The following is a 19,029-nucleotide window of genomic DNA, read 5'->3' as shown; positions in this document are numbered from 1 at the left end:
AAAAATGGCTGAACTTCTTGCTATTTGACCAAAATTTAAACTTATTACAAGATCATTTTAATTACCAAAAATCAACATTAGGGAATGAAGAAGACATGGATCGCAGCAGCAGGAATCGTGTTGCTGACGGCAGCGGGTTATGGCTTGTACGAAACCAAGCTAAAGCCTCAGCGTGAAGTTGTAGATGCAGAAGTAACCGCAATAGAAATAGAAGAGAACGAAGCGGTTAAGGAAGAGAGTTTACTCTATGGAATTAATGTAAACGAACTGGATATAGTAGAGGGAAAAGTAGCCAGAAACCAAACCTTATCCACGATTTTGGCGCCCTTTGACGTGCCCTACCAGATCATCGATCAAATCGCCAGGAAATCAAAAGATATTTTTGATGTTCGCAAGATTGCCTTCAATAAAAAATACACCGTACTCACCTCTAAAGATAGCAGCTCCACAGCAGAATTTTTTATTTACGAACCTAACGCCGCAGAGTTTGTAGTATACAAATTAGACGGCAAGGACATTTACAAAGAAGCAAAACCGGTAGAAATACGCAAAAGGGAAATCGCTGGCAGAATCACCTCTTCCCTTTACGTCAATATGACCGAGCAAGGCATCACACCAGACCTTATCGATGAATTTGCGGACCTTTACGGCTGGAGCGTGGACTTTCAGCGCCTCCAAAAAGGCGACAAATACAAAGTGGTGTACAATGAAAAAGTAGTTGATGGCCAAGTAGTCGGCATCGAACCCATCGAAGTCGCCTATTTTGAACATATGGGCGAGCCCTATTATGCCATTCCTTTTGAGCAAAACGGCCAGGTATCCTTCTTTGACCTGGAAGGCAATAGTTTCAAAAAGGCTTTCCTTCGAGACCCCGTGAAATTTACCAGAATCAGCTCCCGATATAACCTGAGAAGATACCATCCGGTTCAAAAACGCTACAAGGCCCACTTGGGGACGGATTACGCAGCACCGAGAGGAACAGAGATCCGATCAGTAGGTGATGGTACCATCATCGCCGCCAGCTACACAGGAGGCAACGGGAATTATGTCAAAGTAAAACATAATGGCACTTACACCACCCAATACCTGCACATGTCCAAAATCGCCTCCGGCATTCGCAATGGCGTACGTGTAAAACAAGGTCAGGTCATTGGTTACGTGGGAAGCACCGGCTTGGCTACAGGGCCGCACTTGTGCTTCAGATTTTGGAAGCATGGAAAGCAGGTAGATTGGCTAAAAGAAGACATCCCACCATCCGACCCGATCTTAAAGGATAATGTAATGGCTTTTGAACGGGTGAAAACAGAAAAAACCGATCAATTGGCTTCGATTCCTTACCAAGAGAATCCAGAAGACAAGCTGATCACGCAAGCCACTGAGTGATTTATTCCTAATAAAGAACCCTTAAGGAGGCTGCCCATTATCAATGGGCAGCCTCCTTTTTATTATTAGAGCAATAAAAAAATGGTACTAAATATCATTATTAATCGTTTACAAAAGACTGCTTATTAACTAATCCGTTCCGTTTAATAGTGGTACCTCTTTATTAGTCCCTTTTCTATGCTACAGAATCAAAGTAATTTTCTATCATTGTATTTAAAATCTTTATATTTGCCTCATGGATAAAAAAGTTTTACTAATGATTTTGGATGGTTGGGGCTTGGCCACCAACCCTGAAGTTTCTGCGATTGACAAGGCAAACACGCCATTTATCGACAGTCTTTTTGAAAAATATCCACACGCCAAATTGGATGCTTCTGGCTTGGCGGTGGGCTTACCAGAGGGACAGATGGGCAACTCAGAAGTAGGGCATATGAATATCGGTGCCGGAAGAGTTGTTTACCAAGATTTGGTAAAAATCAATAAAGCTGTCGAAGAAGGGGATCTAAAGGACAATCCAATTTTGAAGGAAGCTTTTGCCACAGCAAAAGAAAACCAAAAAAAGGTACATTTTATCGGGTTAGTATCTGATGGAGGTGTGCACGCCCATATTAAACACCTAAAAGGCCTCTGTGATGCCGCCAAGGCCAATGGCATCGAAGAGCCTTACATCCATGCCTTTACCGATGGAAGGGACACTGACCCCAAAAGTGGGCTCGGCTTCTTGGAAGACCTTGAGCGCCATTGTGAACAATCTGTAGGCAAGGTAGCTTCCGTTATTGGCCGTTATTATGCCATGGACCGTGATAAGCGCTGGGAAAGGGTAAAATTGGCGTATGATGCCATGGTGCTGGGAGAAGGTGAAAAATCCAAAGACCTACCAGCGGCCATCCGTAAGTCTTATGCCAATGGCGTCACTGATGAATTTATCCGGCCAATTGTTCAAGTAGATGAAAAAGGTAAGGCCATCGCTTCGATCGAAGAAGGGGATGTGGTGATCTGTTTCAATTTCCGTACGGATAGAGGACGTGAAATAACCCAAGTACTGACACAGCAGGATCTCGAAGATTACAAGATGAAAAAGCTCGACCTGCACTATGTGACATTTACCAATTATGACGAGACCTTTAAAGGAGTTTCTGTCATTTTCGAAAAGGACAACCTCAAAAATACCCTCGGTGAAGTCTTGGCCAAAAGTGGCAAAAAACAAATCAGAATTGCCGAAACGGAGAAATACCCGCATGTTACCTTCTTTTTCAGCGGAGGCCGTGAATCAGAATTTGAGGGAGAATCCCGCATACTCTGCAGCTCACCCAAGGTAGCTACCTATGACCTTCAGCCAGAAATGAGCGCATACGAAATTGCCAAAAAGATCAATGTTGAGCTCGACAAAAGAGAAACGGATTTCGTTTGCCTTAATTTTGCCAATGCGGACATGGTCGGTCATACAGGCGTATTTGAAGCAGCTGTAAAAGCCTGTGAGGCAGTAGATGAATGCACCAATTCTGTCATCTCCACTGCCCTGAAAAATGATTATTCTATCATCGTCATCGCCGATCATGGCAATAGTGACAAAATGCTCAATGAAGACGGTACACCAAATACTGCACACACCACGAACTTAGTTCCGTGTATTATGGTTGACAAGAAAGACCAGTTGGAAGTGAATGACGGGAAGTTGGGAGACCTTGCGCCTACTATTCTAAAAATGATAGGTGTAGACATCCCTGCAGAAATGACTGGTGATGTGTTGCTAAAATAAAAAGTCTTTTGAAAAAGTTATTTTCATTACTACTGATGCTAGGGCTGCTTTTTTCCTGCAATGAAGGAGAAGAGCAGCCCTTGGCAAATCCGACCCAAATAGACAAATATTTTCCGCTCAAAAGTTTTGTGATCAACCAGCTCGATGAGCTGAAAGACCATAAAGTCCATAAAATCACCATGATCAACGGTGAAGAAGCATCTACGGAAGTGGTCCTCAATAAAGAACAATGGCGAAAAGAGCTCGATGCCTTCATTCAAGCGGACATCAATAAAGCCGCTAATTCAACAGCCTATGAAGAGCAGAAAAAAGGAAAGGAAAAACGCTACCTCCTAAAGCCCGAAGCCAAAGGAAACATCAAGGAGATTAGAGTGACATACCAGTCCTCAGCCAATGACAAAGTGAAGCAGGTGACCTTTGTCGCCGAATCTGAGAACTTCTTTTATGAATCCAGCACCACAGGCACCCTGAAAATCGATGAATCCAGTGGGTTAATCTCTACTTATTCGGTGGAAGGCACACAAAAAGTCTGGTTTCTATCTCCTAATGAAATCGCGGTAAAAGGAAATGTAGTGGAGTAAGATGATATACTTAAAGAACCAAAAAGGGCTACAACTGATCTCAGTTGTAGCCCTTTTTGGTTTTAAACCCACAGGACAAAGCATCAACAATTTCCTGTATATACTTTTGATTAATTATTCTTGGTCGTGTCCGTTTTGGATTTCGACTTGCCGAAGAGTCCTTTCAAAGCATCTTTCACTTCATCTGCTGCTTTATTTTGTGCTTCCTCGACCTTTTTATTCAATTCTTTTTTTGCGCTGTCTTGGGCTGCTTCAGCCTTGGCCTTCATCTCCTGCTTAGCACTGTCCTCATGAGCCTTAAACTGCTCTTGGGCTTGGTCTTGAAGCTTTTTGCCCTCAGCCGACGCGCGGGATTTCAATGCATTGGTAAGCATGGCCTCCATGCTATCTCCTCCCGCCAAACTCACCTTTGGCGAAGAATATGTCCCACCCAAATTAATGGCAACAGGTATTTTGGTATCTCCTGTGGCCTCTGTACCTGCGATACCCGCCAGCAGATTATTAGCTTGGCTTCCCAACTTACCAGCAGGCACCTGCATGTTGATCAAGTAATTCACACTGCCATCGAAGCCAGTGCTACCTTGTATTTTAGCCTCATAATCCCACAATTTCACATTAAATGGCTGGACTTCCAGCATACCATCTTTTATGGCAGCTTGTAGGTTGATATCCTTGAGATTGATGGTATTGCCATTCTTGAGCTTGGTAAGTGAAGTAATGCCATTTACAATCTGGCTATTTTGAAGGGCTGCCTGGGCCACTTTGATCAGTCCGCTACCATCCAATGATGAAAGCACCGGCATCATGTCTTGGCCCAAATTTCCTGACAGGGAGAAGTTGGTCGTAAAATCCCCATCCAAGTGCTGTGCGATTGGGACAAAGGCTTTCACGGTATTAAAATACTTAAAGGCCTCCTGAATACTCATGGCAATGACATTGAAGTCCATATTGAACTTCGGATCTTTGATGTCCTGGGTATTGTATGCTCCATTCAGAGTCAACTGACCTCCCAGTGTCCGCATCCCGGCATCCTTAAACGTCAAAATACCATTCTTAAGGGTCATTGTCCCTTTCGCATCACTGAACACCAAATCATCATAGAGCACTTCATCTGCCTGAACATTCATCGTAAAATCAATGTTCTGGGGCAATTCGATAAGTTGAAGCTCGGTGGTATCCGCCGTTGTAGATTCGCTTTCGGTCATCCACTCATTAATATTGAACTTGGTAGAGCTGATATTGAGCTTTCCTGAAAGTACTTCATTTTCCTCAAAGACATAAGCAATATAGTTGGCCAAGCTACCATTGGCTTTCACGGGGCTTTCGCCTAGCCTTGCGTCAAAACTAGTTAAGTTGATCGCCTGAGGGCTAAAGTCCCCTGTGGCTTCATGGATGCGAACACCTTGGGGAAGGTCCTTATCGGTGTAATAAAAATCCGTAAGGCTTACTTGTCCCCGGGTATCCAGGCGATTATACCGTTCCGCTTCCACATCGGCATAGCTTCCTTTTGTGTCAATATCGGCTTTTACCTTGCCGTCCATGATCACTTCTTCCATCGGGAAGATCTTACTGATCTTACCAAGATCCACCGATCCGTGAATAGAGCCATCCCAGTTGAGCTCTTCCAAATCCCTGATGGCCATATTGCCATTGACTTCTTCCCCTTCGAGCTTAAAGCCAAACTTGGACAAGTCCACTAAGAAATCATTCATCTTACCGCTATTATTGACGATAATAGTATGCACGTTCAGCTCTTCGATGGGTGCAGGGTACTCCTCGCTTTTCACATAGCCATTGGTAAGGGTCATCTTGGCATCAATGGCTGGGATGATCTTCGCTACGCTGTCATAGCGGCCTTTGGCGGCAGCATCCACATCCAATATCCCCTTCAGTTCCATGCCTTCTATTGGGAAGATAGACGTGAGCTCCTCTAGGTTCAGTTTCCCTTTGAGCGCTCCATCAATATCATAAGTCACCAAATTCTCCAGCAATAACCTTCCCGAAACGGGATTGGAACCGAAATTAAGGTTGAATGCAGGAATATTGACTTGTGTGTTATCCAGGTTATTGGTTTCATTTTTCACAGACATGTCCACATTGATGTTGCTGACAGGTTTTGGCAAATCGGGATACTGAAACATCCCATCAGTTACCTTCAGACCAATGTCAAAAGCCGGAAACTGGGTTTCGCTATAAGTCCCCTTAAAATAACCGCCAAAATCCATGGTCCCAGAAGTCTTGATTCCATCAAAAGACTCCGTATACACCCCTGGTACTAATGAGAGGACACTTTTGAAGGTATTTTCCCTTCCTTCGAAGGTAAGGTCAAACTCTATGTCTTCGGAAGGCATGGCCAGAAAGCCATCTATGCCAAACAAAAATTCATTCAGACCAAACTGTCCCTCACCGAAAGTAAACTTCATTTGGTTCATGTCCACTTGGATCTCCGTATCAGCCGTAAAGACTTTATTGGTCAAATAGTTGACCTCTTCAAAATCCATCCGCACGATATTGGTCTGGATCTTTCCATCCAGACCATACACATCGGTAGTAAAGTCACCATAGCCTTCCATGTCAAAATCCTCCAGTGCCATGAAGTATTTTAACTGCCGATCGTCGTAGACAAAATTGACATCTTCTATTTCCATCAGATCAATGCCCAATTTGAAATTTGAAGGTTCTTCGGGAACTGTAGGTTCTCCCGTATCCTTGGCGATGTCGTAATTAGCCGTACCATCTTCCAGCACTTTCACATAAATGCTCCCCCCTTTCAGGTGCAATCCTGTCAGCTCCGGATAGTCCCCAAAAATCACCGACATAAGATTAAAGTCAATTTGAAAGTTATTGATATGGGCCAGGGTATCACCTTCAAAGGGCGCATTACCACGCACACCAAATTCATTTACAGTCGCAGAAATATTGGGAAAGCGCTTCAGGACACTCAGGCCAATCTGATCCACATCATAATAAACCTGTGCATCCACGGCATTGGCTATTTCCTTGTCGATCCTTTCCACGATCTTATCTTTGAAAATAAAAGGAGTGGCGATTAGCACCACAAGCAAAAAAGCAAAAACGGACAATATGATAATCAGGGTCTTTTTCATAGCAATGTCAAAATTAGTGATACATGTTCCTTGCCTGGAACTAAAAATATGATAACCAGCAAGACTGTTACAAAGTTATCAAATTTGATGCCTCAATAAAAAAGGGAACACACTAATGTTCCCTAAACCTGAAATTTTATGCTTTTAACCCTTATTTACGGGATTATACGGACATTAACTTAAAATGGTAGTCCACATTTTCCTTTTTGAAATGGGTAATCTGTTTTCTGAGGTGATAAAAAGCTTCGAGCAGAGGTGCATTATCAAGCCCCCCAGCATCGATGGCTTTAAAACCTATCAATTCGATCAGCTTTTTTACGCGGTATTTGTCAAAATCATTGTCTCCACAGAAATAGGTTTCCTTAACCAGTTCTAGTGGATCGGATTTAGGATAATCTAGTCCTAGATTGTTAAATCCCTTCAATACACGTTTATAACCTGATTTTTCTTGAATATACCTGGTATTACATCCGAAATTCGGATTATACTTTCCATTGGTGCAGTCCAAGACTAATTTGTCTTTTGTTTCCAATCTCGAAAGACATTTGCATACCAAAGGCAAGAATTCGTTTTCACAACAGACCATGATGACATCAGCCTTGTCCATTGCTTCGCAATAGCCAAATACTTTGTCCTTTTGCATCTTTAGAATCTTCCATTCTATTTGCCTGGCTTCAAACTCCTCCCTTACTCCAAATACAACTTCTATACCTCGGGAAATATATTTATTCCCTAAAGTCACTGACAATTTTGTTCCTCCAATAATTCCTAACGTCATGCTTACGCGGTCTTTAAAATATCCTGTATAGTTTTAACGAAAAAGGTGTGGGTTTCTTTCCTTGGTGAGGGGAAAGAAGTTGGGTGATTTGCACAACTGGTATTAGCCACTTGTGCAATCATATGAAAACTAAAAAAAAAATTGTTCTAGACCAAACATTTTCACACCTAATTATCTGAAAATAAGCACAATACATTTTACTTTAGGCAAAGAACCAAAAACAGGCTTTAAAAACTGTTTTTCCTACACTTTTTACCAGTGATTTCTAACCGTTCCCAACAATTCCTCATGGATCTTTTCGTTACTGCCTACCAATTCTCGCCCAAAGATGTAATCATCACCACCACTGAAATCAGTCACTTTACCTCCCGCTTCCTGTAGAATTATCACACCACCAGCCACATCATAGGAATTAAGGTTATACTCAAAATACCCATCCATTCTTCCAGCTGCCACGTAGCAAAGGTCCACTGCCGCACTTCCGATACGTCGTACCCCATGCGAATGCTGGATAATGTCCTTCAGCAAGCCCAAGTATTTATCCACCTCCTCGAAAGCACTGTAAGGGAATCCTGTTGCAATCAGACCCGCGGACAGGGAAGGGGTCGGGCTAACGCAAATAGGGGTGTCATTACAGAATGCACCACCGCCCTTGGTCGCGTAAAAGCATTCATTGTTATTGACCTCGTAAACTACTCCAAGCACGATTTCCCCGTCCTGCATGAGGGCAATGCTCACAGAAAACACAGGTACACCGTGAACAAAATTGGTGGTTCCATCCAAAGGGTCTACGATCCAATTGTAAACTTCTCCATCCTTGCTGATTGTGCCCTCTTCGGTGATAAATCCAGCTTCAGGCAAAATTTCCTGGAGTCCGCTCACCACGATCTTTTCGGCCTCCTTATCCACATAAGATACCAAGTCATTAAACCCTTTGTGCTCTACCTTATTAAGGTCAAAGCTCTGTCTCTCTCTTCTGATAAAAGCGCCAGCTTCTCTCGCTATGGCAATGGTGTTGTCTAAAAGTGTGCTTATTTCCATTAGTTAGTTCTTTCCTGCTACTGTGATTACTATTTCTCCTTTTATAGTGTTCTCTTGATAATAGGCAATAAGCTCTTCCAAGGTTCCCCTAATGTTTTCTTCATACATTTTGGTGAGTTCCCTGGAGACACAGACCAGTCTGTCCTCACCAAAAGCCTCCTTAAATTGAAGAAGTGTTTTTAAGAGCCGATGGGGCGATTCATAAAATATCATGGTTCGCTGTTCTTCCAGTAGATTTTCGATCCTGGTTTTTCGTCCTTTTTTATGAGGCAAAAAACCTTCAAAGACAAATCGATCGTTAGGAAGTGCTGAGTTTACCAATGCCGGCACAAATGCTGTCGCTCCGGGCAAACAATTTACCTCCAGCTTCGCTTCCCTGGCGGCCCTCACCAGCAGGAATCCAGGATCTGATATGGCCGGTGTACCCGCGTCACTCACCAATGCAAACTGCTCTCCTGCTTCCATTCGCGCCACCAGCTTCTCTACGGTCTTGTGCTCATTAAAAATATGGTAGCTCTGAAGGGGTCGCTGGATTTCCAGATGCTTTAGTAATTTCCCAGTGGTTCGTGTATCTTCTGCCAAAATTACATCTACACTTCGGAGCACCTCTATTGCCCGCAGGGTAATGTCCTGAAGATTACCAATGGGAGTGGGCACCAAATAAAGGTGCGGCTTTATGTCCTCGGTCATCAGATCAGCTTATCGATGGCCGAGGCCAGTTTTCTATCTTTCTCGGTGACCTTATTTCCAGCATCATGGCTCGTCAGGGCTATGGTCACTTTATTATACACATTGCTCCAGTTGGGATGATGGCCTTGTCCTTCTGCCAAGAAGGCTACCCTGGTCATAAAAGCAAATGCCTCCTGAAAATCTGAAAATTCGAATTCCCTTACAAGTTGATCATTTTTCTCTTCCCACATAGCATAATTTTTATAGCGAAATAATTCCTTCTATTTTGGCTGCCCGCTCATAAACATCTACAATCGACTGGCTGTCCTTCATCATTGCCTTAATGGTAGCACTGACATAGGTGCCTTTTGCCGATTCCTTAAAGATCACTTCATGCTTGGGCAGCAAATCTTTCACTTCATCTTCCTTACCACTTGGAACGATAAATTTAAACATATAAAGCGCTGGGAAACTGGTTTGCTCATCAAGTTTCTCTTTGAAAGCGGCCTTATTAAATTCCCTCTTCATCATAATAGTCGAATTTACTGTATTAACACGACAGATAAAAAATTAAATCCATAAACAAGAAAATCCCATTCTCAAAGGAGAATGGGATTTCAATCTATAATGGTATCTTCTTAGAAGAATTTATACCTATAATCCTTCACTTCTGCCAATTCCTCAGCAGCCATCATGATCATATAAGCTGTACGCTGTTGCTCGTTGGCCTGCAGCTGATTTTGGTACATGGTATAGTCAGCGACTTCACCTGCTGGCGTCTTGCTGTTAAGTTTGGCCACGATCACTCCAATATCTTCTTTTATAGGCTGGGTAAATTCCCCTGTCTCCAATCCAAACACCGCACCTACTGCTTTTGGCGCATAGCCGATACCAGGAATGGTGTTTTCACTTAATTTTAAGCTTGGAGCAGTACCTATAGAGGCTTCATTTGGGAATACTGCTTTCATGTCCTGTAAGCTTTCCTTTCCGGAAAGTTTTTCGGCTATCATTTCAAATTTCTTTTTCCTCAGCACTTCATCCTTCACCACGCCTCTTACTTGGTTCAGCTCCACGTCGCCTTCTTCCGTCTTACCTTTCAGCAGGGCTACCACATAGGCATTTTCCAATTCAAACACCTGTGAAACACTTCCTACCGAAGCATCATTAAAGGCCCATCTTACCACTTCTCTGGCACCTGTAAGATTATTGATAGACCTGGCATTGGTAGCGAGGCCACTCGCATCCATAACACGATACCCTTCCTCCTTGGCATTGGTCTCGAATTGATCGGCATTGCCGGTGTTGGCTGCAAACATGTCAGCGTCTCTGAACACCTCATTTCTAGTGGCATCACTTGGCACAAGTTCTTTCTCCAGTACTGCGATTTTCACCACTTCAGTTTTTGGCAGTGCTGTCACATTAATGATATGAAAGCCATATTCGGTTTCGATCAGTTTACCGATAAGCCCGGTTTCTTTCCTTACAAATACCGCATCGGCAAAAGGCTCCACAAAGTCTTCCTTTGCAAACCATCCCAAGTCACCACCACGTTGGGCGGTACCGTCCTGTCCATATTGCTGCGCAGCAGCAAAGAAGTTTCCTCCTTCTTCCAATTGGGCCAATACCGTCTCCGCCTGGGATCTCACATCTGCTTTCGCAGCATCGTCCATACCCTGCGTGCTGAAAAGTATATGACTTGCTCTCATGCGTGGAGTGCCCTCATATTTCTCAGAAAGCTTATAGCTCACATAGGTACTTCTATTGGTAATGAATGGCCCGTAAACAGTACCTACTTCAGGCTCTTCCACATTTGATGTAAAATCAGCTGGAAGCGTCTGTCCAGGAAGGAAGGTTCTGTATGGGTTGGATATTTCTGAGTTCCTCAGTACAAAAACAGAATCGTTATCAGCAGCACGAAGCTCCTCGGTCAATTGGCTGATCTCACTGATCACCGCCGCAGAATCCTCACCATTTGGATAAAGATTAAACGTCACATAGGAAAGATCCCGCGTGTTCTGCGCTTCGAATTCCTCTCTGTTTTCAGAAAGATACGCCTCAAGGTCCGCATCTGTAATGTTCACGGCAGAATCAGAAACCGCATAATAAGGAACAAACAAGTGCTCAATATCCGCAATGCTGTTTTGCATCTTATATTGCATCGCTCCTTGTTCCTTGGTAGCATAAGATGATGATGAAAGCAAGTTGTCATACTTAATACGTAACCTGGAATCGGCAAAAGTCTGCTCTTGCTGTGCCCAGAAAGCACGTTGCTGAGGAGAAGCAGATTCCAAAGATTGTAAGAAAGAGATCAACTGCTGGCGATCAAACTGTCCGGTTTCCGGATTGGTAAGTTGTTGGCGAAGCTCGGCTACGATGTTTTTACCTTGTACCATATCTACCAACTCAGCATCAGAGATGGTCATACCCAGTTCCTCATACTGCTCTGAGAATACACGCTTCACCACCATGGCTTGCCATGCTTGCTCACGCACACTGTTCATTTCATTTTCCGTTGGATTTCGCCCGGTGTTTTGCACATAATTTTGCTTAAACCGCTCCACCTGTGCGATATATTCGTCATAGGAAATTTCTTCCCCATTGATTTCTCCCACCACGGTATCTCTACCACCTAAGAGCATTGAATTTGGGCCCAATAAATCTCCTCCTACCAGGAAAAGTATCAACCCTACCGCAATCACTCCGATTGCAAGACCTGTTCTCTGTCTAATTTCTTTTATTAAAGCCATTCTTCTAGTTTTTGAAGTGTCGCAAAATAATTACATCTGGCGGTAAATTCAAAATATTATCGCCCCCAATAATCACTTCTTCACTTCACTTACGTATTTATTTTAAGTTTCACTGTATCAATTCGGTGCTCCTGCTTGGAAACTACCGTAAAAGTAAATGGTCCGTACACCGCAGACTCTCCTTTTTTGGGGATATTTTCTGTTATGGACAGGATAAAACCTGATAAGGTGTCATAATCTCCCTCAGGTAAATTCCAATCGTACTTTTCATTGAGATAATCGACTTCATGTCGGGCACTAAGGAGGTACTCGTCATCCGAGAGCTCCTGCTCGATCAGGTCGTCGTTATCATACTCGTCTTCGATCTCACCAAAAATCTCTTCGATGATATCTTCCATACTGACAATTCCACTGGTACCGCCAAATTCATCCACTACCAGTGCCAAGCTTTTTCGCTCAGAGATAAATTGTATCAAAAGCTCGTTGACCAGCGCGGTCTCCGGAACAATGATGATAGGGGTAAGGATGTCATTAATTTCCTTGGGCTTCTTAAAAAGCTCCAAGTGGTGGCAATAACCGATCACATCGTCGATGTTCTCCTTGTAAACGATGATCTTCGAATGCCCACTTTCCATAAAGGTGGACTTGAGCTCCTCAATGCTGTCCTGCACATCCACGGCCACGATATCTGTCCTGGGGACCATGCAGTCTCTGGCCTTTACTTTCTTGAACTCTACGGCATTGTCAAAAATCTTAGTATCGATATCGGTAGCATCATCACCTTCTGTCTCCAAGTTGTTTTGTATAAAACTGTTCAGGTCAGTTATTTTGAAGACAGGCCGGTCTTCGCTATAATCCAAGCCCAAAATCCGGGTGATAAAAAACCGTGACATGCCCACTACCAGCCACACAATAGGATACATCATATAATAGATGATCATAAATGGAAGGGCAAAAAAGCTAAGCAGGTTATTCGGGTTCAGCATGAATATGCTCTTAGGGATAAACTCCGCAGTGATCAGCACGATCAAAGTGGATAGCACCGTCTGGATAAGCATGACCGTCACCTGATTGTTCAGACCATCTAAGCCGTCTGGCAAATACTGTAGGTAATGGGCAATGGACGGCTCTAGCAAATAGGCCATAAAAATACCATAAACTACCAGTGAGACGGTATTACCCAGAAGGGTGGTACCAATAAACTGGCCTGGATTTTTCATAAATCCCGCTAACACCTTCCCCGTGAAATCCCCTTGCTTATTCTGAAGCTCTATGTGAAGCTTGTTAGCTGACACAAACGCTATTTCCAAACCAGAAAACAAGGCCGAAAACATTAAGGTGATCAAAACATAAACAAGGTACTGATATTCCATTATTTGCGCTTTTTCTTACCCATTTCACCTTGAGATGATTGCTCGTCTTGCTCTGCCCACTTGGTCTTTAAGTACTTATACCAAAACAGCAACGCCACCGCAAACATAAACACAGGATAAGAAAAGGTAATCCCCTGCGTCATCGTCAGATGTGTACCAATAATAACCAGCGCTGCTGACAGTGACAGCAAAATAATTCCTTTTAATCTCATACTATTCTTCCCCTTCCTGTATTGGCAATCGGCTGTCTACTATATTGTATAATGTATAATTACTGAAAGACTGATCTGACTCAAGGCCAGTGCCCTTGATCAGTGTCTCGTCGGCTTTTTCAATGGTGAAAAACTTCTCTGTAAAAATAATCTCTTTTCGTTCATTCCAAAACAGCTCCTCTGTATTCAGTTTATCTCCCTTTTCCATATTGTGGACCCTTACGTCCCCTTCTCCCCTATACAACTTGGTCTTGTTATCATAATAGGCCTTATCAGCCCTGATCGTAGAGGTAAGCTTCCCTTCTACATCAAAAAAATGAATCTGTATCCCATCCGGAAACTCCATGTCCTGATTATCAAAGACCAGTTGTTTACCCGCAGTAAGTTTGATACGCACCACTGCCGAGTCACTCCTGAATACTTCCATATCGGTAGTTATCCTCATAGGGCCATTATAATCTTCCAGCTGGCTTGTGTCCACACTTTCCCTACAGGAAAATCCTGCCATTACCGTCAAAAACACTATTACCAGATTCCTAATCATGCAGCAAATTTATCAATAAAATCGGGTTAATCCCTATTACTCAGTGGGGAATAAAAAAAAGGCGGTTTCGTGAACCGCCTTTTCATAGTTGACTATTGTCATTGACTAAATGACCTCATTAATCTCTTGTTCTAAGGGTCACTGATTGACCGACCCAACATCCAGTATTGATCGTTTGGCCTTCTTGGTAGCCTTCTGTAAACAGCTCCTCTTTGGAAGGGAATCTTGCTTTGGCATTGGCCATTCCTGAGTTGTTACCAGCTTTGGCAAATGCTTCATAAGCAGCGATGAATACAGAGTAATCTTTCACACGGCTCTGTCCACCTCTACAGTCGTTGGATGAGCCCATGTACAAGCTACCGACAAAGTTCCATACATCAGCTGTTTTGGAAGAGTCAAAGTCCAGCACCTTTAGTGCAGATTGGCGAGCAGTTGACTTCTTGCCCTGTTGTGCCTGGGCTTTGGCAAGGTCATAATATACTTCCGCCCGTTGATTATCATTTTCTGCCAGTTCCAATGCTTTGGTAAATAATTTTTCGGCCTTGGCATGTTCCTTACTTTGCATGGCCCGCATACCTCTTACTTGGGAAGTAGAGAAAGTAGGGCTATCGTTATCCACGATTTCCAGTGCCTTGGTAAAGGCTTCTGAAGAAGTACACTTGTACTGTACAGAGTACTGGAATACTCTCTTGGCCAATGTAATATCGCTTGGATTTGCTATCATTTGTGGAGCCAGCTTGTTTTGGATAAAATCACAGTCGATGATTTCCATGTTTACAAGAATCTGGTCCAAAGTGGTCTTTTGTCCGGAGACATCTTCACCTGCAGCTTCCGCTTTGTCCAATCTGGCATAAAGCCCATCGTATATATCCAGCACTTCTTCATCAGAATATGCTTGGTTATAGGCGTAATTTCTGTATACCAAGTCAAAGTACGCAGGTACTAATCCAGCAGTATTGATTTCACCATTAAGTTCGATGTCTTTGGCAAAGTATGCAGCAGCATCCCCTACTTTTTCCTTGTCGCCTCTGTAATAATTATAGGCATAATAAGCTTGGTTTTCGATCCAGCTGGCAGTATTGTCGTATTTTTCGCCGCGTAGATTATATATCGTCATTACAGAATCTTGGTAAATCTTCTTCTGTGCTTCGTCTGTCGTCTCTTTTGAAGCACCATCGTAAACAGTAATGCCATTGATATAGATGGCTTCGTTTAGATCGGGGGCATTTACCAATAGCCAGTGAAGTGGTTTCGTAGCTTGGATAAATTGATCCGCTTTCATGTAATCGTTGTAGGCAGCGTTGTACTCCCTAGCTTTTGCTTCCATTTTTTTGTCAGAAGGCCAATTCCATCCCTCCTGAGCCTGAGCCAAGCCCACGAAAACAAAAGACAATAACCCAAATAATGCAAATTTAGCTTTCATACTCGTTTCGTTTATTCAAATACTTTTTTGTAGAACCAACTGTTGTCATTGATGGAAAATCCAAGAGAAAATTTCACATATTCCTCCTTGACTAAGCCACCGTCTGTTGTACCTCTCTGTCCAAATTTTACTGCAAAATTTAACAGAGATAAACTGTTCATAGGAATAGATGCTCCAAAATTAATGCCAATATCATTGACTTTATTTTCACCTATAAGATATGGCGTCTGTTCAAATTCGATACCCCCACGGAAAGTGCTCCGCTTGAAAACACTCTCAATAGAGTAAATATCCGGGATAAATTGACCTCCCAGCCCTACCTTAAAGGATGTTCCGAGATCATCGTTTCTTCCTATAAAGGACTCATACTGCGTAAAATCCTGATGCTGAGCTTCAAGCCCAATCACAAATTTATTAATTTTTTCGAAAGATACGCCATAACCTAACTTATTAGGTAAATAAATATTTCCGCTTTCGTTATTAAATATCGTCTGTCCATCCGAATCCTCATCACTAGCTTCACCAATATCGGCCATTTTTGCGAAGACTTTTCCATTAAGGTCACCAAAAGCCTGATAAATGGCCCCAAAATTCAATCTACTACGGTCTCCAGTGCGCAATGCGTAATGAACACCGCCTTTAAATGAAAAATCGTTAATCGTCAGTCGGCTGTAGTATTCTGATTGTCCTCCGGCCATCACCCCGTCTTCATTCGTCAGTGTAATCTGCTGATGCTTGATCGTGGAGCCAAAAATATAGGAACCTTGTACGCCTACATTGAAATTCTTGAATAACTCGAAACCAGTGTTCAGGTAAACCTCACTGATCCCTCCACGACCTCTCATTCTACTTATCGAATTGAGCTCGGAATTGACCACTGGGGATTCGACCAAATGTTCATAATCCACGGTGCTCACCTGGTCCAGGCCCAGCCCGATTGTCCATTTTCTTGGCTTGACAGGTAGCGAAACGGTCACATAGCTCAGCCCTCCCCCATCCAAGGTAGACGAACTGCTTTCTGTAGAAGCCCGATAGCGCTTGTAATTAAAAGCCGCCTGGAAATTAAACACATTGTTCTTCACGGACAGGGCAGGGTTCACCTGGTTTACTGACCAAGCATCCCCATAACTGATGCCAAGTCCTCCCATGGCTTGGTTTTGGGTAAGGCCAGAATTGTTCATATCTCCCACACCAAGGGAACTGTATGTGGAAGAACCAACTTGTCCTTTTGCCTGTGTAAGTATGAAGATGGCGCAAAAAACGCCAAGTAGTTGCAGTCTAGTTTGTATTGACATTGTAATTTAAAATTCTATTCAATCCGTGCAGGACCAAATTGGGGATTACAAATATGTAGTCTTTTGTTAAGCTTTCAAAGAATTTAGCATCGCCACCGCAAATAAACACCTTTAAATCTTGGTAATGGCTGCGATACTGGGAAATGATTCCTTCCATTTCGAAATACACGCCATAATAAACACCGCTTTTCATACCTTCCTGGGTATTATTTCCCATGAGGGGTGGAAATCCATCAGAAGGAACATGTTCCAACAAAGGCAATCGTGCTGTCTGTGCATGCATCGCCTTAAAGCGCATTTGTACGCCCGGGGATATCGCCCCACCTTGGTAGCAACTTGAGTGATCGATAAAATCATATGTGATACAAGTGCCCAGGTCGATGCTCAGAACTGCTGATCCGCCGGCCATCCGGTGGGCACCTATTGCTGCAGCTATCCGGTCCAAGCCCAGCGTGTGAGGTGTCTCATAAGCATTGGTGACCGGCAAGGGCATAGAGCGATCCAAAAACAAAAAGGAAAAAGGAAGCATCACTTCCAGTTCATTTTTCGACCACCTTACCGAACTCACCAGGACATGATCAAAATCCCATGGTCCTACCTTCAACAACAATTCATCCAAATATTCCTCCACACAGTCCTCCACCAGCTCTTCGCCATGAAACAAAGCCGATTTTATACGCGTATTCCCAATATCGATGATCAAATTTTTCAATACTTCTTCTTCGAAAGTCTCGCTACATTTACTTACTATTCAGGATGTTTTCTGTAAACAACATTATCCCGAATTTCGGCCCTAAATTAAGGATTTTAAAAAGTCCGTTTGAAATACATTCATTAAAATTAACTTTAAGCTTTCGTTTTTAACAAACTTTAACCCTTATGAAATCCTCCAAGACGTATGAAGCCATCGGATTGATGTCCGGAACCTCTGGCGATGGACTTGACATTGCCCACTGCAGCTTCCAGCAAAACGACAGATGGGATTTTAAGATCCTAAAAGCTGAAACCATACCGTTTCCGGGCACACTCGCCCATAGGCTTCTTCGGTCACATCTCCTTTCTGGTGAGCAGCTGTCCATGCTGGACGTTGATTTCGGAGCATGGATGGGAGAGCAAGTAAGTGGTTTCTGTCAAAAGCACCAATTAAAGCCTGCCATCGTCTGTTCGCACGGCCACACGGTTTTCCACCAGCCACACCTCAAGATGACCAAACAGATCGGCTCAGGCTGGAGCTTAAGGGAAAAAGCGGGACTTCCTGTCATCAATGATTTTAGAAGTCTCGATGTGGCACTTGATGGACAAGGGGCTCCACTGGCACCTGTGGGAGATCACTATCTCTTCCCTGAATATGACGGCTGCCTAAACCTTGGGGGCATTGCCAATATCTCCATGATCCACCAAGGACAACGCATGGCCTTTGATGTGTCACCCTTTAACCTCCTGCTCAATGAAGTAGCAGCAAAAAAAGGGTTAATGTATGATGACCAAGGCATGCTTGCCGCAGCCGGCATTATAAACACTGCTTTTCTCAATCAGCTAAACGCCATTGACTTTTACACCCATACGGGAGCCAAATCCCTCGGCAGAGAAGAAATAGAAAGCATATTCTTGCCTTTGCTAAATCAACAAAATGATACCGTGGAAAATATTTTGGCCACATTGGTAGCGCACTATACCGAGCAGATCTCCCGGGTGGTACAACAGCTTTTTCCTCTCACCAAGCATAAACTCCTCGTCACAGGAGGAGGTGCGTACAACGCCTTTTTTATTGGTCAGCTGCAAAATAAACTGGGGAACCAAACCGAAGTCATTGTTCCGGACAGGTCCATCGTGGAATTTAAGGAAGCTTTGATATTTGCCTTTTTGGGGGTGTTGAGATTAAAAAATGAGGTAAACACCTTCGCCTCCGTGACCGGTGCCTCAAAGGACAGTTGTGGGGGAGTCTTCTATCCCTAGCCCAGCACGGCTAATGCCAAAATGCTTTGCTTCATCTTTTCTTTCCGCTAATTCCTGCTACTTGATATTTTTTCATGGTGCTTAACGCTAATTTTGACACGATCCATTGCCATCGAGTTTTAATAAATACAGGGTAATTTGAATACTTTTTCTTACATTAA

Annotated in this window: 17 protein-coding genes; 4 read left to right on the top strand and 13 right to left on the bottom strand. The window is 43.3% G+C overall.

Annotated elements, in window-relative coordinates:
* Nucleotides 1-84 precede the first annotated feature (84 nt).
* From FKX85_RS06375 to FKX85_RS06365, 3 genes are all read left to right on the top strand, one after another.
* Nucleotides 85-1,383, top strand: coding sequence for a M23 family metallopeptidase (locus FKX85_RS06375; protein ID WP_141613934.1), 1,299 nt, complete (start codon nt 85-87; stop codon nt 1,381-1,383).
* 235 nt (nt 1,384-1,618) lie between these two features.
* On the top strand, nt 1,619-3,142 hold the full coding sequence (gene gpmI / locus FKX85_RS06370) for a 2,3-bisphosphoglycerate-independent phosphoglycerate mutase (RefSeq protein WP_141613933.1): 1,524 nt from the start codon (nt 1,619-1,621) through the stop codon (nt 3,140-3,142).
* A gap of 8 nt (nt 3,143-3,150) precedes the next feature.
* Nucleotides 3,151-3,723: a hypothetical protein gene (locus tag FKX85_RS06365; RefSeq protein ID WP_229239786.1), complete on the top strand. Its 573-nt coding sequence runs from the start codon at nt 3,151-3,153 to the stop codon at nt 3,721-3,723.
* Between the two features lie 110 nt (nt 3,724-3,833).
* On the opposite strand, the gene FKX85_RS06360 is transcribed toward FKX85_RS06365, so the two are convergent.
* From FKX85_RS06360 to FKX85_RS06300, 13 genes are all read right to left on the bottom strand, one after another.
* Nucleotides 3,834-6,830, bottom strand: coding sequence for an AsmA-like C-terminal region-containing protein (locus FKX85_RS06360; protein ID WP_141613932.1), 2,997 nt, complete (start codon nt 6,828-6,830; stop codon nt 3,834-3,836).
* Nucleotides 6,831-6,993: 163 nt separating this feature from the next.
* A complete protein-coding gene (locus FKX85_RS06355) occupies nt 6,994-7,608 on the bottom strand; it encodes an NADPH-dependent F420 reductase (protein ID WP_141613931.1) in 615 nt (204 codons plus the stop codon).
* Between the two features lie 252 nt (nt 7,609-7,860).
* Nucleotides 7,861-8,649, bottom strand: a complete 789-nt coding sequence (locus FKX85_RS06350) for an inositol monophosphatase family protein (protein WP_141613930.1) — start codon at nt 8,647-8,649, stop codon at nt 7,861-7,863.
* 3 nt (nt 8,650-8,652) lie between these two features.
* Nucleotides 8,653-9,339 carry a 16S rRNA (cytidine(1402)-2'-O)-methyltransferase gene (rsmI, locus tag FKX85_RS06345; RefSeq protein ID WP_141613929.1) on the bottom strand — a complete coding sequence of 229 codons (687 nt, stop codon included), beginning with the start codon at nt 9,337-9,339 and terminating at the stop codon, nt 8,653-8,655.
* Nucleotides 9,339-9,569 carry a 4a-hydroxytetrahydrobiopterin dehydratase gene (locus FKX85_RS06340; RefSeq protein WP_141613928.1) on the bottom strand — a complete coding sequence of 77 codons (231 nt, stop codon included), beginning with the start codon at nt 9,567-9,569 and terminating at the stop codon, nt 9,339-9,341. Before FKX85_RS06340 ends, rsmI begins: the two co-directional genes overlap by 1 nt.
* A gap of 10 nt (nt 9,570-9,579) precedes the next feature.
* Nucleotides 9,580-9,846, bottom strand: coding sequence for a DUF493 family protein (locus tag FKX85_RS06335; protein ID WP_168196331.1), 267 nt, complete (start codon nt 9,844-9,846; stop codon nt 9,580-9,582).
* Nucleotides 9,847-9,956: 110 nt separating this feature from the next.
* Entirely contained in the window at nt 9,957-12,065 is a 2,109-nt protein-coding gene (locus FKX85_RS06330; RefSeq protein WP_141613926.1) for a peptidylprolyl isomerase, read from the bottom strand.
* An 89-nt stretch (nt 12,066-12,154) separates the two neighbouring features.
* Nucleotides 12,155-13,438 carry a hemolysin family protein gene (locus FKX85_RS06325; protein WP_141613925.1) on the bottom strand — a complete coding sequence of 428 codons (1,284 nt, stop codon included), beginning with the start codon at nt 13,436-13,438 and terminating at the stop codon, nt 12,155-12,157.
* Nucleotides 13,438-13,650: a hypothetical protein gene (locus FKX85_RS06320; RefSeq protein WP_141613924.1), complete on the bottom strand. Its 213-nt coding sequence runs from the start codon at nt 13,648-13,650 to the stop codon at nt 13,438-13,440. Before FKX85_RS06320 ends, FKX85_RS06325 begins: the two co-directional genes overlap by 1 nt.
* Before the next feature lies 1 nt (nt 13,651).
* A complete protein-coding gene (gene lptC / locus FKX85_RS06315; protein WP_141613923.1) occupies nt 13,652-14,194 on the bottom strand; it encodes an LPS export ABC transporter periplasmic protein LptC in 543 nt (180 codons plus the stop codon).
* Nucleotides 14,195-14,312: 118 nt separating this feature from the next.
* Nucleotides 14,313-15,617, bottom strand: coding sequence for a tetratricopeptide repeat protein (locus FKX85_RS06310; RefSeq protein WP_141613922.1), 1,305 nt, complete (start codon nt 15,615-15,617; stop codon nt 14,313-14,315).
* Nucleotides 15,618-15,628: 11 nt separating this feature from the next.
* Nucleotides 15,629-16,912: a hypothetical protein gene (locus FKX85_RS06305; RefSeq protein WP_141613921.1), complete on the bottom strand. Its 1,284-nt coding sequence runs from the start codon at nt 16,910-16,912 to the stop codon at nt 15,629-15,631.
* Entirely contained in the window at nt 16,896-17,615 is a 720-nt protein-coding gene (locus FKX85_RS06300; protein ID WP_317130672.1) for a type III pantothenate kinase, read from the bottom strand. The genes FKX85_RS06305 and FKX85_RS06300 overlap by 17 nt, the downstream gene beginning before the upstream one ends.
* 176 nt (nt 17,616-17,791) lie before the next feature.
* Here FKX85_RS06300 and FKX85_RS06295 point away from each other — a divergent pair, with 176 nt between their 5' ends.
* Nucleotides 17,792-18,868: an anhydro-N-acetylmuramic acid kinase gene (locus FKX85_RS06295; RefSeq protein WP_141613919.1), complete on the top strand. Its 1,077-nt coding sequence runs from the start codon at nt 17,792-17,794 to the stop codon at nt 18,866-18,868.
* Nucleotides 18,869-19,029: the final 161 nt, after the last annotated feature.

The sequence above is a fragment of the Echinicola soli genome, from assembly GCF_006575665.1.
In the GTDB taxonomy this organism is placed as follows: domain Bacteria; phylum Bacteroidota; class Bacteroidia; order Cytophagales; family Cyclobacteriaceae; genus Echinicola; species Echinicola soli.
This window is presented reverse-complemented; position numbering and strand designations above follow the sequence as displayed.

What these genes read in the sequence shown, in the direction of transcription:
- FKX85_RS06375 (WP_141613934.1), top strand. Translation starts at nt 85, where the DNA reads ATGAAGAAGACATGGATCGCAGCAGCAGGAATCGTGTTGCTGACGGCA.
- gpmI (WP_141613933.1), top strand. Translation starts at nt 1,619, where the DNA reads ATGGATAAAAAAGTTTTACTAATGATTTTGGATGGTTGGGGCTTGGCC.
- FKX85_RS06360 (WP_141613932.1), bottom strand. Translation starts at nt 6,830, where the DNA reads ATGAAAAAGACCCTGATTATCATATTGTCCGTTTTTGCTTTTTTGCTT.
- FKX85_RS06355 (WP_141613931.1), bottom strand. Translation starts at nt 7,608, where the DNA reads ATGACGTTAGGAATTATTGGAGGAACAAAATTGTCAGTGACTTTAGGG.
- FKX85_RS06350 (WP_141613930.1), bottom strand. Translation starts at nt 8,649, where the DNA reads ATGGAAATAAGCACACTTTTAGACAACACCATTGCCATAGCGAGAGAA.
- rsmI (WP_141613929.1), bottom strand. Translation starts at nt 9,339, where the DNA reads ATGACCGAGGACATAAAGCCGCACCTTTATTTGGTGCCCACTCCCATT.
- FKX85_RS06340 (WP_141613928.1), bottom strand. Translation starts at nt 9,569, where the DNA reads ATGTGGGAAGAGAAAAATGATCAACTTGTAAGGGAATTCGAATTTTCA.
- FKX85_RS06335 (WP_168196331.1), bottom strand. Translation starts at nt 9,846, where the DNA reads ATGAAGAGGGAATTTAATAAGGCCGCTTTCAAAGAGAAACTTGATGAG.
- FKX85_RS06330 (WP_141613926.1), bottom strand. Translation starts at nt 12,065, where the DNA reads ATGGCTTTAATAAAAGAAATTAGACAGAGAACAGGTCTTGCAATCGGA.
- FKX85_RS06325 (WP_141613925.1), bottom strand. Translation starts at nt 13,438, where the DNA reads ATGGAATATCAGTACCTTGTTTATGTTTTGATCACCTTAATGTTTTCG.
- FKX85_RS06320 (WP_141613924.1), bottom strand. Translation starts at nt 13,650, where the DNA reads ATGAGATTAAAAGGAATTATTTTGCTGTCACTGTCAGCAGCGCTGGTT.
- lptC (WP_141613923.1), bottom strand. Translation starts at nt 14,194, where the DNA reads ATGATTAGGAATCTGGTAATAGTGTTTTTGACGGTAATGGCAGGATTT.
- FKX85_RS06310 (WP_141613922.1), bottom strand. Translation starts at nt 15,617, where the DNA reads ATGAAAGCTAAATTTGCATTATTTGGGTTATTGTCTTTTGTTTTCGTG.
- FKX85_RS06305 (WP_141613921.1), bottom strand. Translation starts at nt 16,912, where the DNA reads ATGTCAATACAAACTAGACTGCAACTACTTGGCGTTTTTTGCGCCATC.
- FKX85_RS06295 (WP_141613919.1), top strand. Translation starts at nt 17,792, where the DNA reads ATGAAATCCTCCAAGACGTATGAAGCCATCGGATTGATGTCCGGAACC.